At 40.6% G+C, this 16,679-nt stretch carries 13 protein-coding genes; 4 read left to right on the plus strand and 9 right to left on the minus strand.

Translation table 11 applies throughout. The features are described 5' to 3' along the window. The first annotated feature begins 5 nt into the window (after positions 1-5). Positions 6-821: a DUF2797 domain-containing protein gene (locus P3J6_RS18280; RefSeq protein ID WP_138571294.1), complete on the plus strand. Its 816-nt coding sequence runs from the start codon at positions 6-8 to the stop codon at positions 819-821. Here P3J6_RS18280 and P3J6_RS18285 read toward each other — a convergent pair. Next, complete coding sequence (locus P3J6_RS18285) at positions 794-3,322, minus strand: EAL domain-containing protein (protein ID WP_198523725.1); 2,529 nt, start codon at positions 3,320-3,322, stop codon at positions 794-796. The two genes, P3J6_RS18280 and P3J6_RS18285, sit on opposite strands and share 28 nt — an antisense overlap. A 76-nt stretch (positions 3,323-3,398) precedes the next feature. On the opposite strand from P3J6_RS18285, the gene P3J6_RS18290 reads away from it, so the two are divergent. Continuing rightward, entirely contained in the window at positions 3,399-3,698 is a 300-nt protein-coding gene (locus tag P3J6_RS18290; RefSeq protein ID WP_198523726.1) for a DUF4144 family protein, read from the plus strand. Here P3J6_RS18290 and P3J6_RS18295 read toward each other — a convergent pair. From P3J6_RS18295 to P3J6_RS18325, 7 genes are all read right to left on the minus strand, one after another. Then, the gene (locus tag P3J6_RS18295) at positions 3,678-4,601 is read right to left on the minus strand and encodes a histone deacetylase family protein (protein WP_198523727.1); all 924 of its coding nucleotides are present in this window, start codon (positions 4,599-4,601) and stop codon (positions 3,678-3,680) included. The two genes, P3J6_RS18290 and P3J6_RS18295, sit on opposite strands and share 21 nt — an antisense overlap. 103 nt (positions 4,602-4,704) lie before the next feature. After that, on the minus strand, positions 4,705-6,246 hold the full coding sequence (locus P3J6_RS18300) for a serine hydrolase (RefSeq protein WP_198523728.1): 1,542 nt from the start codon (positions 6,244-6,246) through the stop codon (positions 4,705-4,707). Between the two features lie 27 nt (positions 6,247-6,273). After that, a complete protein-coding gene (locus P3J6_RS18305) occupies positions 6,274-6,768 on the minus strand; it encodes a gamma-glutamylcyclotransferase family protein (protein ID WP_010391767.1) in 495 nt (164 codons plus the stop codon). Between the two features lie 18 nt (positions 6,769-6,786). Continuing rightward, on the minus strand, positions 6,787-7,413 hold the full coding sequence (locus P3J6_RS18310; RefSeq protein WP_138571290.1) for a LysE family translocator: 627 nt from the start codon (positions 7,411-7,413) through the stop codon (positions 6,787-6,789). 2 nt (positions 7,414-7,415) lie between these two features. Further along, complete coding sequence (locus tag P3J6_RS18315; protein WP_198523729.1) at positions 7,416-8,198, minus strand: hypothetical protein; 783 nt, start codon at positions 8,196-8,198, stop codon at positions 7,416-7,418. A gap of 3 nt (positions 8,199-8,201) precedes the next feature. After that, positions 8,202-8,672, minus strand: coding sequence for a CreA family protein (locus P3J6_RS18320; protein WP_041708852.1), 471 nt, complete (start codon positions 8,670-8,672; stop codon positions 8,202-8,204). A 136-nt stretch (positions 8,673-8,808) separates the two neighbouring features. After that, positions 8,809-11,829 carry a TonB-dependent receptor domain-containing protein gene (locus P3J6_RS18325; RefSeq protein ID WP_198523730.1) on the minus strand — a complete coding sequence of 1,007 codons (3,021 nt, stop codon included), beginning with the start codon at positions 11,827-11,829 and terminating at the stop codon, positions 8,809-8,811. A 322-nt stretch (positions 11,830-12,151) separates the two neighbouring features. Here P3J6_RS18325 and P3J6_RS18330 point away from each other — a divergent pair, with 322 nt between their 5' ends. Both P3J6_RS18330 and P3J6_RS18335 read left to right on the plus strand, forming a co-directional pair. Continuing rightward, positions 12,152-14,269: a winged helix-turn-helix domain-containing protein gene (locus P3J6_RS18330; RefSeq protein WP_198523731.1), complete on the plus strand. Its 2,118-nt coding sequence runs from the start codon at positions 12,152-12,154 to the stop codon at positions 14,267-14,269. A 115-nt stretch (positions 14,270-14,384) separates the two neighbouring features. Beyond that, positions 14,385-14,714, plus strand: a complete 330-nt coding sequence (locus tag P3J6_RS18335; protein ID WP_008114843.1) for a 5-carboxymethyl-2-hydroxymuconate Delta-isomerase — start codon at positions 14,385-14,387, stop codon at positions 14,712-14,714. Positions 14,715-14,798: 84 nt separating this feature from the next. Here the strand turns inward: P3J6_RS18335 and P3J6_RS18340 are convergent, their stop codons facing one another. Then, positions 14,799-16,676 carry a methyl-accepting chemotaxis protein gene (locus P3J6_RS18340; protein WP_138606561.1) on the minus strand — a complete coding sequence of 626 codons (1,878 nt, stop codon included), beginning with the start codon at positions 16,674-16,676 and terminating at the stop codon, positions 14,799-14,801. Positions 16,677-16,679: the final 3 nt, after the last annotated feature.

Genomic DNA, 16,679 nt, shown 5'->3' on the forward strand with positions numbered 1-16,679 from the left:
AAAAGATGCAAGGTACACTGCGTAAATTAAAGTCGAGCTTAACAGAGCCGGTTCAATACCACCTACCTATAGGTGATAAACTGGTTGATTTAAATGCCTTAATTGGCAAACAGCTGACCCTTACTTTTAGTGGCACAATTTTGTGCTCTAACTGTGGTAAAAAAACCAAAAAAAGCTATTCTCAAGGGCACTGCTTTGTGTGTATGCGCAAACTTGCCAGTTGCGATATGTGTATCATGAAACCGGAAACCTGCCATTACGACCAAGGCACCTGTCGCGAGCCAGAGTGGGGCGAAGAAAATTGCATGATCCCGCATTATGTTTACCTAGCAAATACCTCAGGATTAAAAGTAGGTATTACTCGCCATACACAAATTCCTACCCGTTGGATTGACCAAGGGGCAACCCAGGCCTTACCTATTTTTAAAGTGCAGACTCGTTTGCAATCGGGCTTAGTTGAAGTAGCGCTGGCACAGTTTATTGCTGATAAAACCAATTGGCGTAATATGCTTAAAGGGCAAAACGACACGCTTGATTTAAAAGCAGCAGCCGCCGAACTTATTCCACAAATAAGCGAAAAGCTTACAGAGCTGAGTGAGCTGTTTGGCGCAACCGCCATTGAACAACTTGATGAAGACGTAGTAAACCTTGATTTTCCAGTTAGTGAATATCCAACTAAAATTAGCTCATTTAACTTTGATAAAAACCCTGTTGTTAGCGGTATTTTACAAGGTATAAAAGGTCAGTACTTAATTTTTGATAGCGGTGTGATTAATATTCGAAAATTCACCTCTTATGAAGTGAGCGTAGACTCAGAATAACCTTTTGCTGCTTGGTTATAAAATGCTATCCATTGCTGTCGTGTTAATGGATAGCAATAATGGTAACCCTGAATAATATTGCAGCCTATTGTTGCTAAGTGTGTCTCTTGCGAGGCATGCTCAACTCCCTCAGCAACCACATCTAACCCTAAACTTGTCGCCATGGCTATAATAGCCGCTACAATTTGGCTATTGCCGTATTCATCAGGAATTTTAGCAATAAAACTGGCATCAATTTTTAACGTGTTAAAGGGCAGTTTGGTTAAATAGCTTAATGCCGAATACCCCGTGCCAAAATCATCAAGCGCAATATGTACACCTAACGTTTTAAGCTGTTGTAACTGTTCTTTTGCCTGTGAAAAAGAACCTATAAAGCTACTTTCAGTCAGCTCTATTTCAAGTAAACTCCCAGGTAATTGATAGCGAGTAAGCATGACCTTAATGTTATCAGCTAACTTACCTTGGCTTAGGTGGCAAGCAGATACATTAATCGCCAAACGTCCGGGATTCATTCCTTGTGCTTGCCAAAGAGTTAACTCCTTACCGGCTTGGTTAATAACCCATAAATCGAGACGAACAACTAAACCTAACTCTTCAGCAAGCGGAATAAACTGCGCTGGCGAAATAGTGCCTAAATCAGGGTCTTGCCAACGCAGTAGTGCTTCAGCCCCCATAATCCCCCCTGTTTTTAAACACTGTTTAGGCTGAAAATAAAGCTCAAACTCATCATTTTCAAGTGCATGTTGAAAGCGGCTCATCATTGCCAAGCGCTCAAGGGAGCGGGCATTCATTGAGGGTTGAAACAACTGAAACGAATTACGCCCCACATCTTTTGAGCGATACATGGCAATATCAGCATGCTTTAATAATGTTTCACTGTCTAAGCCATCATCTGGATAAACCGCTGCACCTATAGAGGCGGTAACACCCACTTCAAATCCTTCCAATTTAAAGGGGGTATTTAAGTGATTTAAAATACCCTCTGCAAGTCTGATAACAGCTGCTACGCTTTCAACCTCACACAAAACAATAAACTCATCTCCCCCTAATCGTGCCAGTGTATCCCCCTCATTAAGGGTGTTAATAATGCGCTCAGAGACTAATTTTAATAATGTATCACCGGCGTTATGGCCCAAGCTGTCATTTACCTCTTTAAAACGGTCAAGGTCAATAAACATTACCGCTAGCATTTGTTTATCTCTGTGAGCAGAGGCCAGTGCCATAGAGAGCCTATCGTTAAATAAGCGCCGATTAGGTAAACCGGTTAGTTCATCAAAATATGCTAGCTGCACTACTTTTTCTTCTGCACTCTTTCGCTCTGTTATGTCACTAAAAATAGCGGCATAAGTAACATCACTATGACTTGGCTCTTTTATTTCTATAATACTGAGCCACTCAATATAAATATCGCCAGATTTTTTACGGTTATGAATTTCCCCCTGCCATACGCCTGTTTTAGTCAATGAATCCCACATTTTTATATAAAAGTTTTTATCATGACGTCCTGAACTCAACATATTAGGCCGCTTTCCTATCACCTCATATTCTTTGTAGCCGGTTAAATGAGTAAATGCAGGATTTACTTGCATAATCACTCCATTCGAGTCGGTGATCATGATGCCATCCAAAGAGGAGTCGATAATTTTATTGGCTAAAAATAAATTACGCTGTGAGTGCTGCAGTGCAATATCTCGCTGCTGAAGTACCTTTTCAAGCTCACAACAATAAGCGGTTTCAATTTCATTAATTAAGTTTTCAAGTGATAATACGCCGTTAATTTGATTATTTTCGCTCACCACTAAATGCCGAATGCTACTTTCAGACATCAACCTGTAAGCATCAAAAAGGCTGTCTTGTGGGCTTATTTTATACAGAGGACGGCTCGCCAAATCCCAACAAATAAGGTGGTTATGCTGCTCGGTGATCAGTTTGAGTAAATCTCGCTGGGTAATAATGCCATGGATGTTTTCATCTTCATTAAATACTAAAATCACTTTTTCAGCGTATTCGCGCATTAAGTTAACCGCGTCATTAATTGCTAATGAGCTGGGGACTACCCTAATATTTTTATTATATTGCTCGTTTATCGGCCTAAATTGCAGGTAATGCTCTAATCCTTGATTACTCACAATATCAGTAATACTAATCACCCCGCTTGGGTTATCATTCGCATCGGTTACCAGTAAGTGTCTTACGCCATGCTTATTAAACACCATGGCGGTATCGGTTAATAATTGCTGGCTGGGTACACTCAATATCGGGCTCGACATTACCTTTTCAATCATTACTTGTCTAAGTGTCTGATCAGAAAAGTTAAGCGTTAAGCAATCAGTTTCAGTCCACACCCCCACTATTTGCTGCTGATGTTTAACAAAAATAGCGCTAACATTGTGCACACGCATTAGTTTCACCGCTTCAATTAAAGGGGTATCCTTGGTACAGGCGATCACCTTATTGGTAAAAACATCGCATACTTTTTGATAGCGGCTAGTGTGGGGCATTGCTTTTACTTCCAAAATTAAACCAATGCACGATTATAAATTATTCAGTAAATGACAATTTGATTTAGGACAATATATGAGCATCAGTTACCCATTAATTATTATTTATAATAATGAGATTGAGCTATTAGAGCATGCCGATGAGTTACATGATTTTATTTATACTTTGGACGTGAATGAGCAGAAAAACGTGGTTATTTTAGATAAGGTAAGTGGCTATCAAGGTTTAAATGGCGATGCGCATAATGCACTCAGTGCAATACAATTAGCGCAATTGGTAAAGGAATATTTAGTAAAAGAAGGGCAATGTTGCCTCAGTAAAATAGAGCAGCTTACTCCTGAACAGGCATTTAGGTTACTCGCCGAAATCAACTAAGGCTTTAACGTGTGCAATCGCGCTGCGCCCGAGGGCAGACAGTGAGTATCCACCCTCTAGGTAAGAGATAATACCTAAGCAACCATGTTGTTGGCTAAATTGCGCTAACTGCTCAGTAAGCCATATATAATCACTTTCGACAAACTTTAAACTGGCCATATCATCTTCAAGGTGCGCATCAAACCCTGCACTTATAAAAAGTAGCTCAGGCTCAAATTCTGTTAATTTTGGTAGCCACTGCTGCTCATAAAGCGCTTTTAAATCAGTACCATCACTAGCAATAGGCAAAGGTGAATTTACCAACGTGGCGTTATTTTTAATGGCGGTATTTGGATAAAATGGATATTGAAATAACGAGCACAGCAACACATTTTCATCATCCATAAAAATATCTTGCGTGCCATTGCCATGGTGTACATCAAAATCGATAATGGCAATGCGTTTCACCCCTTTGCTTTGCGCATATTTAACCGCAATCGCAAGGTTGTTAAACACACAAAAACCAGAAGAGCTGTCGCGATTAGCGTGATGCCCTGGCGGGCGTACTGAGCAAAACGCGGCATCCAATTTACCCTCTAAAATCTCATCAACAGCGAGTAACCCTGCACCTACTGCACGCTCAATTGCTTTCAATGAATCGGGGCATAACCAGGTATCGCCGTCCAAATCGCTAAGCCCTTCGGTTGGGATCATACTTTCTACATGCTTGATGTGTTGTTCACTATGCGCCAATAAATAGTGCTCACGCGAGGCCTTAGGTGCTTGTCTCTGCTCGATAGCGACATCCAGCCCACTTGCAAGTAGACGGTCGTTTATCGCATCCAAACGCTCAGGGCACTCTGGATGATCGTCAATCATTTTATGTTTACGGCAGTGGGGGTGAGAAATAATCGCAGTGCGCATAGCTAACTCCAAAAATAAGTTGCTTAACGAGTATAACAAAGCCACCTGAGGGTGGCTTTGCGACTTTGGTTGATACTAAACGACTATTTAGCCAAGGTTCTGGTTATTTAGCTTTTAAGTCAAGGTTTCTAAAATCAAAGCTAAAATCGGTCACCTGCGTTGAAACTGCGTTCATTTTCGCTGATTCTACACGGTTATCTGCACTCATAGAAAAACGAATAAAGGCATCTGCCTCTAATAGCTTTTCATCCCATTTAACAATAAAGGTATTACCTGTGTAATGCTCCAACTCACCTTTGAGGCGCTTTGTATGGGTAAAATCAATGCGTAATTTACCATCTAACTCTTCAATTATTACATCGCCATACCAATCATCATTTAATGTACCGGTGTAGTTTATATTAGGCAATTGCGGTTGAATATCTGTTGGCGCTTTTGGAGCGGCGTTAGCATAGGCTTTTTCTTTACCTGCAAAGTGCTTTTTAGCTAAATCTTCAACCCAGTCTTTATCTTCAAGCTCTAGTACATCTTCAAGTACTTCATGAGTCACCGCCGATAATGCAGAAAACGCTTGTTGGTTGCTTAATATCACAATTCCCACATTTTTCTCTGGCAAAAGAGTAACCTGCGATACCATACCTAAAATGCCACCACCATGTGCCAGCTTCTTAACGCCGTGGTAATCCTCTATACTCCAGCCTAATCCATAACCTCTAAATTGCTGATGATACGCTTCATAGGCACTTTTAGATGCCAGTGAGGTAATATGTGGGTGCCACATTTGTGCTTGCTGCTTTTCACTAAATAGCTGCTCGCCATTAGGCATTTTGCCACCAGCAAGTTGAGTACGTAGCCATTGGCTCATATCATTTACGCTTGATGCAATGGCTCCCGCTCCTCGAAAGTCTTCAAGGTAATTAACAAAAAAGGGATGCAATTTACCGTCCATTGGGATGTGCCCAATTGCCCAGTTTTTGTTATTTTTAGCGATACGCGAAAAGCCAGCCCGTGAGTTGCTCATATTGAGCGGCTGTAAAATGTTTTTTTCAATGTAGTCGTTCCAGCTCATCCCCGATATACGGGCAACAACTTCACCAGCGGTAACAAACATTAGATTGTTGTAAGCATATTGGCTACGAAAACTGCTAGCAGGTTTTAAATATTTCAGCCCCGATAAAATATCGGCTACCGATTTATCAGTACTTGGCCAAATCATTAAATCACCTTGACCAAGCCCTAAACCACTGCGATGACTTAGCAAATCGCGAATTCGCATTTCACGAGTAACGTACGGGTCATGCAATCTAAATTCAGGGAGATGATCAATTACGCGATCATCCCAGCTTAATTTTCCTTCATCCACCAGCTTAGCCAGTGCAGCACTGGTAAATGCCTTGGTATTTGAAGCAATGCCAAATAAAGTGTCTTTATTCACCTTGCTATTTGTATTGAGGTTGGCAACACCAAAGCCTTTAGCAAATACTACTTTGTCATTTTCAACAATAGCAACGGCCATTCCGGGTACATCAAAACGTGTCATTGAAGCGTTGATCACCTCTGAAATTTTATCGGTATCAACCGCTGCAGAGCTCGTGAACGTCCAGCCAACCAATAATGCGGCTGTGGCTAATTTTGTTAGTTTCATAGTGTTACCTTAGGTTATTATTTTTGTTTAATCTTGATGAACCGCAAATTCTATGTCGGCGCGCGCTTTATTCGTATCTTGCTTACTCGGGTAAGCTAAAATACGTTGACTATAATGCTCTGGCACACCAGCCTCAAGTGCGCCGCGATATACATGCTGCACGTACCAATCATAAGGTAGCAGTGTGTCGTCATGTGTGTTTGCTATGTAGCAGTGCACATTAATGTCATCGTCATCTAAAAGGCTCACGGTTAAATCAACACAGTCGTAATTAGGGCCTTCAATTTTATCTAGGATCTCTTTTTCGGCCTCATTAAGCTGATACACCACCCCATATACCACGGCGTCGGGTTCATTGGTGGGCACAATAGTGCATTTACCTGAACCATCAGCAAAGGCCATATTAAAGGTTAACTTATAGCCTTTTAAAAGCGCCGTACCCACACGTTTTGCATTAGGCAAACGTGCCAATAAACGATTAGATGACATATTGGAGCCAAACGAAAAATTATATAACGCCATACTATTCCTTAGGGTCTATCAAATAACAACTCGCACAGCCAGTGCGATTAAAATAATGCCAATGCCACGATCGAACCAATAGCCACTTTGTTGAAAAAAGTTTCGCACCCGTGCTTTTGATAACAATAGCGACAAAATAGAAAACCAAGCCCAGGTAGCAAGCGCCATATAAACACCATACCCCACTTGCACTATTACTGGTGTTGTAGGGCTAATCACCAAGGTAAACAAAGACATAAAAAATAGCGTAGCCTTAGGATTTAATGCATTGGTAAAAAAACCACGGCGAAACGCAAGCCATGGTGACTCAGGTACAAGGATGGGTTTTGCAGTCTGTTCTGATGAGGTGTTTGAAGGTTTAGCAGCGCGTAGCGCCTGCACACCTAAATACGCTAAATAAGCACCAGCTATATATTTAAGTGCCATAAACAGCGAAGGCGATTGAGTTAACACCAACGCGACTCCCAACACACAATAAGCTATGTGTAATAAAATAGCTGCGCCTACACCCGCACTGGTCCATAGCGCATTATGCCTGCCGTACTGTACGCTTTGCTTAAGTACCACAGCAAAATCTGGTCCGGGGCTGGCCACTGCAAAAAAGTGAGCAATGGCAATTAATAAAAACTCATCAATATAGATCATGGTTAACTGGCTTGCTCTGGCGAAAAAGCCAACAACAATGGGTTAGCCGATTGATTAACCAACGCTTTTATTTCTTTTTGCGCTTTTTTAAACTGGCCTCGTAAATGCGGCTTTAAATGTTTTTTAGAGTGTTTATCTTGCTTAAAGTAACTTACTAACGCATGCATAAATACAGTATGCGTTTCACTGAGCGTGGCTTCGCGATTGGCATATGGGTTATAACATGAGCCACAACCCCCCTTAAACTGGTACACGGTATTGCTCATCATCACCCCAAAACCTAAAAAACACGCTAGAGCATCCGTTGCTTGAGGTAAGAACTCTTTACCACCTGGGGGTAATACGCCTACATGATGAATTAAAATGGTAGCAAGGGTACCTGCAAAACTAGCCACTAAATCTTGTGGCTGATTAATTTGGTTTGGGTTAAACGACACATTAATTGTATGGCTTGGTGGCACCATTAAATGGCAGTGCTCACCACGTAGATGCTCACTAAATTCAAAATGTGGAAACACCTGAGGTTGTAATTGTTGTGGTGCAACAAGTGTTATCGGCCATTCACTCATACCAGCATAATGTTTAACACGCGCAAACACTTTACTGGCCATTTCTTCAATGCTTGAAACCGAATCAGGAAAAAACTCGACCGTTGGCAAAATAATTTGGCTGTGCTTAGTAAAAAAATTCAGGTCAAAGTTTTCTGCAGCCCAAATAAAGGTATCAACTAGCCACTGTTGTTCTTGTTCTGCCAATAAGGGCTTTGATTTAAATAGGGTTAACATAAACTATTCTTGCCCCTTCGCCCATTGCCATGCTTGTGTATTGTATAAAGGCACCGTAGAAAGCGCGTGATGATGACTGCCCGTAGATTCTTTCGTTGAGTACGATAAATACAATAACGTATGGGTTTTAGCATCATAAATGCGACGAACTTTTAACGACTTAAACAAAATACTCTTAGATGATTTAAACACGACTTCACCCGACTTACTACGGTCAATAGACTGTAATTGGTCTGCGGTAATTGGCCCTGTTTGGCGACAAGCAATCGACATATCTGATGGGTCTGAAAAGTCTAGATTAGCCTCAATGTGACTAATATGACAAGTAACCCCAGTCACTAGCGGGTCTTGCTGTGAGTTAACCACCACATCTTTAGTGGTAAACAGCCCTAAACTCACTGAAGCAACATCATCAGAACACCCTGTAAGCCCTGCTAAACACGCAATTAGACTACCCATTTTGAGATACTTCATAGCAAGTCCTTCGTTCATAATAAAATTAAGTTATGCCTTATACTAAACGCTTTCACTGCGATAAAACAAATTTTATAAGCAATAAAAAAGGCACGCCCGAAGGAGTGCCTTTGCAAACAAATACAGCTAAAAATTATTAAAAGCTATATTGTGCACCTAGATAAACATAACGACCTGCACCGCCGCCGTAACGGCTATAGAAGTTCCCTCGACCACTTGGGTAAAATGCCCCTTTGTCGTCAAATACATTATTAATCCCGCCAAATACACGCAAGTCACTCTTATCAGTCAGTGCCATAGTGTAAGACGCTGATAAACTATGCTTTAAAAATGAGCCATAGTTTTGATATGCCAGTGGCTCAGGGTTAGCAATACAACCAGCATCGCCCGCAGCACAGCGTTCATCATTTGCAGCAACATACTCAAGGTAGTCTTTCTCATCTTCTTGGCTTGCTTTAAATGCGCCTACGTAATTCGTACGCCAGCGGATACGTAAGTCATCCATTTTCCATACAATCGACATAGCGGCTTTATCTTTTGAACGGCCATAACCTGCATACTGTGAAGTAACACTGTTACCATCTAACCCTTCATAGGTTTGTGAGTTTTCAATAATGTGATTGTAATCAAGCTTAAATGACAGGTTACCATAGCTGCCTATGTCATATTTGTAAGTTGCAACTACATCGTAACCGCGCGCTGTTAACTCATCTAAGTTATATTCACGCTGTAGTATTTTTACAATGTTACCTTCGTCGTTACGGGTAATATCGTTACAATATTCGTTATCACTACCCCACGCAGCCTCTGAGTCATAACATTCACGCATGATGTTTTCGTTACTTATTTCATCAATCGCATCAACAATGGCAATATCGTAGTAATCCACCGCTAAGTTAAAGCCATCTAAAAAGTCAGGAGAAACAGTTATACCAAAAGTATAGGTATCCGCTGTTTCTTCTTTTAAGTTTGGATTACCCGTATTTGGTGAATAGTTATTGTCTTCACTTTCAAATTCAAAATTAGGATCATCAGCCAGCTTTTGTGCCAAGGTTGGCTCTAAACGGCAGTTATCGTGCCCTGGGTTTGTTGATGTTGCAGTTAAGCCATCACAAATATCATCAAATGAATCAAAATCGCCGCGAGGGGGCGATAATAGCTCAGTAATAGTTGGGGCACGCTGTGCACGCGCATAGTTAGCACGTAGCATGTACCCGTCAATTGGCTGCCACAATAATCCTAACTTATAACTGGCTACGGTACTGATATTATCAATACTGTAATTTGCTAATCGTAGCGACGTTTCTGCCGACAAACTTTTAGCAAATGGCGCATCTTTTAGCAGTGGCACTGCAAGCTCTGCAAACGCCTCATACACTTCTACTTCACCATAAAAAGAAGGCACAACGTTAAACGTAATACCGCCCGCTTTCATATCATCACTGGTATCTAAGCTTTGCGAGTCTTTACGATACTCTGCACCAAATACTGCAGACACATTACCTGCTGGCAATTCATATAAGTCACCGGTGATATAACCCATTACCGTGTACTGTTGAATCTCAGTATCAATAATTGGATTTGTACGGATCCAGTCTGCCATGTCAGGGGTAATAGACCCTTCACCAAATAAATTAAGCGGGACACATCCTTGCGCTCGCGCTTCGGCGTCTTTACATTGAATAGTGCCATCGGCTAATTCTTCAGCTTGCAGAGCTTGGTTGACACGTACCGTGTTTAGCTCGTTACTGCGGATTTGATGCTGTTTAAATTGACCATATCCGGCAGAAATATCCCAATCCCATGTATCATCAAACATCATACCTTGCAGGCCAGCCCAGGTACGAATAGTCGTACGGTTGTTATCGGTGCTGATATTACCTACTTCACCAAAACGACGATCCCAATAAATACGGTCTTTGTATGGGTTACTGTCAATAATTTCTTGTGGCACATATGGGTTATCAATAGGAATATAACCTGGCGCAATATCATCGATAGGATCCCCTGTCACTGGGTCGTAGCGAGGTACGTAAGCCCCTTCGTATTCATCTTCTGGTGACTTATCGTTGAACGAGCCACTCTTACTGTATTGAATTTGGAAATAACTCATGATGTCGTCTGTTACATCATAATCGACTTTTATTGCAGTCGAAAAGTTATCACTCGGCACATCAAGCATGACGTATTGCTGTGAATTAATACCATAAATTTCTTCATTGCCTTTCCAATCATCACGTAGCGTTTGACCGTCGTACCAAAACTGAGTGTCGTTATTATTATTCTCTAAAAATACACCACCTAAGGTACCATCGCTTTTGCTTGCCCAATCAGCTTGTGTAATACCACTCATACACTGATAGCCATCAGCAGTGTACATTTGATTACACATAAGCTCATCATCATAACGATGCGCTGCTTCAATTTGCGCTCGGTCGCGATCGTAAAAGGTCATACCAAAATCACGATCCCAGTTTGAGCTGACAAACACGTAACCGCGATCATCAGCAAATGACGTTCCGTAGTTTAAATCAAGCGTAAATTCGCGACCGCCACCATCTGTTGTTTCACCGCCACGGGCTTGAAATTCAAAACCTTCTTTTTTTGACTGGGTAATAATATTAACAACACCGGCTACCGCATCGGCACCATAAGTGGCCGACGCACCACCACTAATAATTTCAACGCGTTCTACCATACCACTTGGAATGGTATTTAAACTGACATAATTACCGCCGTAACTATTAGAGACAACACGGCGGCCATCAATCAATGTCAACGTTCTATTAGCGCCTAAGTCACGAAGCTGGACTGTTGATAAACCAGTACCCGAAATGCTTGATTGGCTGGTTGTGTTGCCAATACTTTGGCTCAGTGCAGGCATATTATCGATTAATACATCTGAAAGATTGCCTAAGCCTGTATCCTGAATTGATGCTCTGTCCATGGTAACCAGCGGAGTTGCGACCGAAAAACTATCACGCTTTAAACGCGAGCCTGTTACTGTTATTTTCTCTGGTACTTCTTGTACCACTTCTTCGCTTGCCTTAGCAGTTGATTGACGATCAACTGCCTCGTCATTTGCTATTACATGCCCAGATAGACTCGCTGTTATAGCCAAAGCTAAAGCGCATTTTTTGGTTGATATTTTACTCACAGACTTCCCTCATTTTTTATTATCCCATTAGTAGCTTTTTTATTAACTTTTTAGTTATTAAATCTGTTTTGTACTAATTGGTTTGTTTTACTAATAACAGGTTGTAAGTAATCGTGAATAAAAGCACAATGAGAGGTGTCTCGTTTATATCCCTATTTTACATCTATTTAATATCTATTTATTTATAATCATGGACTTATATTTATTGTGTTAGAATGTTGTAAAATTGAATGTTAACTAATTATCGTGTTACTTTGCATTAAACAACACGTACAAACATCGCTAATAACTCATACTAGGAAGAGGTTTAAATACACATACTATGAATACTCAACAGCCTTTTTCAATTGGAAGTTGCCAAATATCGGCGTTTGAAAATAAGCTGTTTTGTGCTGATAAAGCCTGTATTTTACAACCTAAATTTATAGAGCTGCTGACCTACTTAGTAGCGTGTTATCCAAGTGCGGTGAGTCGGGAACAACTAATCGAAAACGTATGGGATGGTAATCAATATGTGGGTGAGAAAGCACTCACTAATGCCATATGGCACCTTCGTAAAAGCTTTAAAGAGCTTGACCCCGACAACACCTACATAGAAACACTGCGTAAAACAGGTTATCGCTTAGTGCAAAAGCCAATAATGCCAAACGTGCAGAACAGTATTAATACATCCTCTACTCGTCCTAAATATATTTTTGCTGTAGCCATGGCTATCGTGGTCTTGTTATTCGCTGGAGTCTGGGGTTACAACGCTTTTAGCGATGAAAATAAGCCACTTGCGCTATCGCAACAAGCAGAGCGCTTATACGATCATGTTGAAACCATTACTACCAGCCCAGGACGAGAGCTATTCCCCGCTATATCCAGCGACAGTCACTTTTTAGCATATTCTTGGCGCCGCCCTGGTCATAAAGCAAATTTATACTTACGTGATTTACATTTACCCGAACAAGCTGCAATAGCACTTACCGACACCCCATTCATTGAAGGTCGAGCGGTATTTAGCTCTGACTTAACCTTTGTTTATTATTATCGCCGTATATCTGGTCAAGGCTGTGAGGTTATTCAGCAAAATATTGCCTCGGGAAATACCACTATTTTAGGGAAGTGTGGTAACAAAGCGAGTACCGATATAGACATAAATGCCCTAGGTACTAAACTGGTTTATATTAGTGAAGATGATGAAAATAATCTGACTCAACTTAACCTTGTTGATTTAACCTCATCGCCATACACAATTACTCAAATACCTTGTATTTCAGCATGCCAATATAGCGATGAGTCGGTTGTGTTCTCCCCAGATGCAACTCAACTTGTAGTATCTCGTAACTTACCAACGGGGTTTGAAGAATTATTTTTAATCGATATAAAAACAGGCAATGCAAAGCAGTTAACTACTGGGTTTATTGATATGAGAGGCGTTGATTGGCACCCCTCTAAGACGCAACTCGTTTTTTCTGGTGTGAAAAAAGGTAAACGCCAAGGGTACTTTTACAACCTTAAAACACAACAAATGATCAATGCCCGCATAGATGGCTTAAGCTATCCAGAATTTGCCAGTGATGGCAGTTTGTATTTTCATCAGTGGAATATAGACTCGGCTTTAATGCGTTTAGAGGTTAATAATGCGGTTGCAAGCTCTCCTTTCCCAGTGTTATCGAGCCATTTTAGTACCCGCTTTCCTAATTACAATAAAGCCAGAAACAAACTCGCGTTTGTCTCTAATGAATCGGGCTCAATGGAATTGTGGACCGCAAATAAAGACGGTACGTCTCGAAAGCAGCTCACTAATCTCAATGCCAATATTTACCACCCAGTATGGTCGCCTGATGGTGATTATATTGCTTTTGTTGCCTCGCACCCTAGTGGTCATGCGTTATACCTGTATGACTTTAATAAACAAACCAGTGAATTATTACCTACGGGCTTTAGCGATCATGGTAAACCGAGCTGGGCTGCAGACAGTAAAAGCGTATTAGTCTCTGATGATCAGCACGTGTATCGCTTCGATTTAAATGGTAATAAACTCGAACAAGCCATAGATTCACCAACATTATATGCTTATGAAAACAAGCAAGGCGCTTTAGTTTTTGCCAACCAAGCAACTAATCAATTATGGATAAAAGCTCCTGATAGCCAAACTGAGCAACCACTGGTTAGCGAAATTAATTTATCTAATCATAATTCGTGGTACTTTTTTGAAGGCGACACCTTAGCGACATCGCGTATTTACTATTTTAATGTAAAACAAGGTGATTACCGATTAAGTTATTACGACTTCTCAACCAAAAGCCATCATGACGTTATACGCCTTCCCGAACGCGCATTTAGTCGTACCTCTGGCTTAACCTATATTTCAAATACCAACTGGCTGGTATACTCTTCGTATAAGTCACCACAAATTGACATAAAACGTATCAACCAAAAATATTTGCCCTAAAAGCAACAGCCTGAACTATGCTAAGCCAAATTTTTAAAAATTAAGCTCTATAGGGTTAGCGTGTACAAACCCGTTTGGTATAATTAAACAAACCAATCTAAAGAGGATACGCTAAATGCCACACATTATTATTGAACACTCAGAAGATCTGCCTTTATTACCTCAGGTTCTAGTGGAAAAAATCCACACAACAACATTTGAAAGTGGCTTATTTGATTTAGAAACAATAAAAACTCGTGCTATTGCGTATCAACATTACCAATTAGGTGTGGGTAAAGAAGGGTTTATTCATATTGCTGTACATATTATGGCTGGGCGCTCTATTGAGCAAAAGCAAAAGCTAAGTGAGCAGTTACTAGCGTGCCTACAAACATATTGTAGAGCTTCTGATAGCTTAAGCGTTAATATTTACGAAATGAATCACGAGATTTATCGTAAAAATTAACCGCTGTTAAAACATCATAGTTATAGGCAAGTGCTCTATAACTATGATGGTATCCCCGCTCTGCTAATTTTTATAAAACCGCGGTTAAAGCGTAAACTTACCTAGTAAATCCCTTAAAATATTCGACTCTTTATTTAAGCCACTACAAAGCTGCTCTGACTTTTTCATATTTTCTTTGGTTTGCTCTGCCGAGTCGGAAATCATCACAATATTTTGGCTAATTTCTGAGGTTGCTAACGTTTGCTCTCTCGTTGCGGTAGCCACTGAGTTATTTAACTCGCTTAACAGTACAATTTCCTGTGAAATACCATTTAATGTATGGCCTGTTTCTTTTAATCGCTCGGCATTTTCTAAGGTGTTTTTGCTACCCAATTCAATCGCAGTTACCGTGCTTGAAGCTTTAGCATTTAACGAAGCAATCATCTCATTAATTTGCTCTGTAGACTCCGCAGTACGCTGTGCAAGCGTTCTCACTTCATCAGCAACTACTGCAAAGCCACGCCCTTGCTCTCCAGCTCTCGCCGCTTCAATTGCCGCATTTAACGCCAATAAGTTAGTTTGCTCAGAAATCCCTTTAATGACATCCAATACATGAGAAATTGATTTAATCTCTGTCGAGAGCTCTAACACCGAAGCCACAGAATTGGCCATCGATGCTTCCAGCTGCTCCATTTGTTTAATTGTGCTTTGCACAAAATCAACGCCTTTATGTGTAGTCTCTTCGGTTTTAGTAGCAATATCTGCCGCATTGCTGGCACTGCCAGAAATATCTTGAACCGTAACTTCCATCTCATTAACCGCTGCCGCCACCGTTTGTGTACTCGATGACTGTACCTCAGCTAAATTAGCCGCTCCTTGTACTTGCTCAAGTACATCTTGGGAAATACCTTTAACATGAATTGCCGACTCAGAAACCTGTTTAAACATATAATGTAACTGCTCTAAAAACAGATTAAACTTAATCGCTAAATCGGAAATTTCATTATTATCGTCAGTAGGAAGTCGCGCCGTTAAATCGCCATCTTTTTCTGTTAACGCATTCACTGCTGCAGTAATGCTTTCGATTGGCCTAAATATTTGCCCTACCAACACGCGTGCTAACGCTAAACCTACAAGCGCAATAATTACACCAAAAATGATATTAGTACTAATAGCGCTATTAATTGGGCCATATAATTGCTCTTGGGGAATTTCAGCGACTAAGTGCCAGCCTAATGAGTTTACTGGCGTACTTGAAACAACATAGTCATCACCATCAATTACTTTACTTTGAATTGCCCCATTTTTAATCGGCGCCAAGTCAACTGATTGCCCTATTTTAGTTTTATCACCATGCAGCATAATCTCGCCACTACCAGAGACCAAATAAACAATGCCGCCCTCACCTATTCTATATTCACTTATGAGATCCACCATAGAATCGAGCGAACGGCCTATTCCGGCAATTCCTTGTCGTTGCCCATCAAACTCAATGGCATAATTAATAAATACCATTACCTCAGAGCTGCCTTTATCTATGTCGAGCGCAACTTCAAATGGCCTATCCGATGCTAAAAAAACATCAAACCAAGTATCACTGCTGTCTATTTGTCTGGAAATACCCTCATCGGTGTAATAGTTGCGGGAGTTTTTAGAAATAATATATGCGTTACTGGCTTGGTTTTTATTTTTTATATGTTTGAGGTAATCAATAAATTTACCGCGGCTTTGTGCATCTTCATTATTATTCATCCATTGTTGAACAAATAAGTTTTGCGCTATTTCCTTGCCTACAATAATGGGTGTAGAAAGCTCCAATTCAATTTGGCTTTTCACTTCACTAAGCGCAGTAGGTAAATCTACTTTGGCTAGCTTTTCTTCTGTATTTGAGCGAATACTATTGGAAAATATTAGAGTAGATATTGCTAAAGGAGCAACAACAGCCAAAATAAGACTGAGGTATACTTTTCGTTTTAATAACATAGA

It is taken from the genome of Pseudoalteromonas sp. 3J6 (assembly GCF_903995135.1).
In the GTDB taxonomy this organism is placed as follows: Bacteria; Pseudomonadota; Gammaproteobacteria; order Enterobacterales; family Alteromonadaceae; genus Pseudoalteromonas.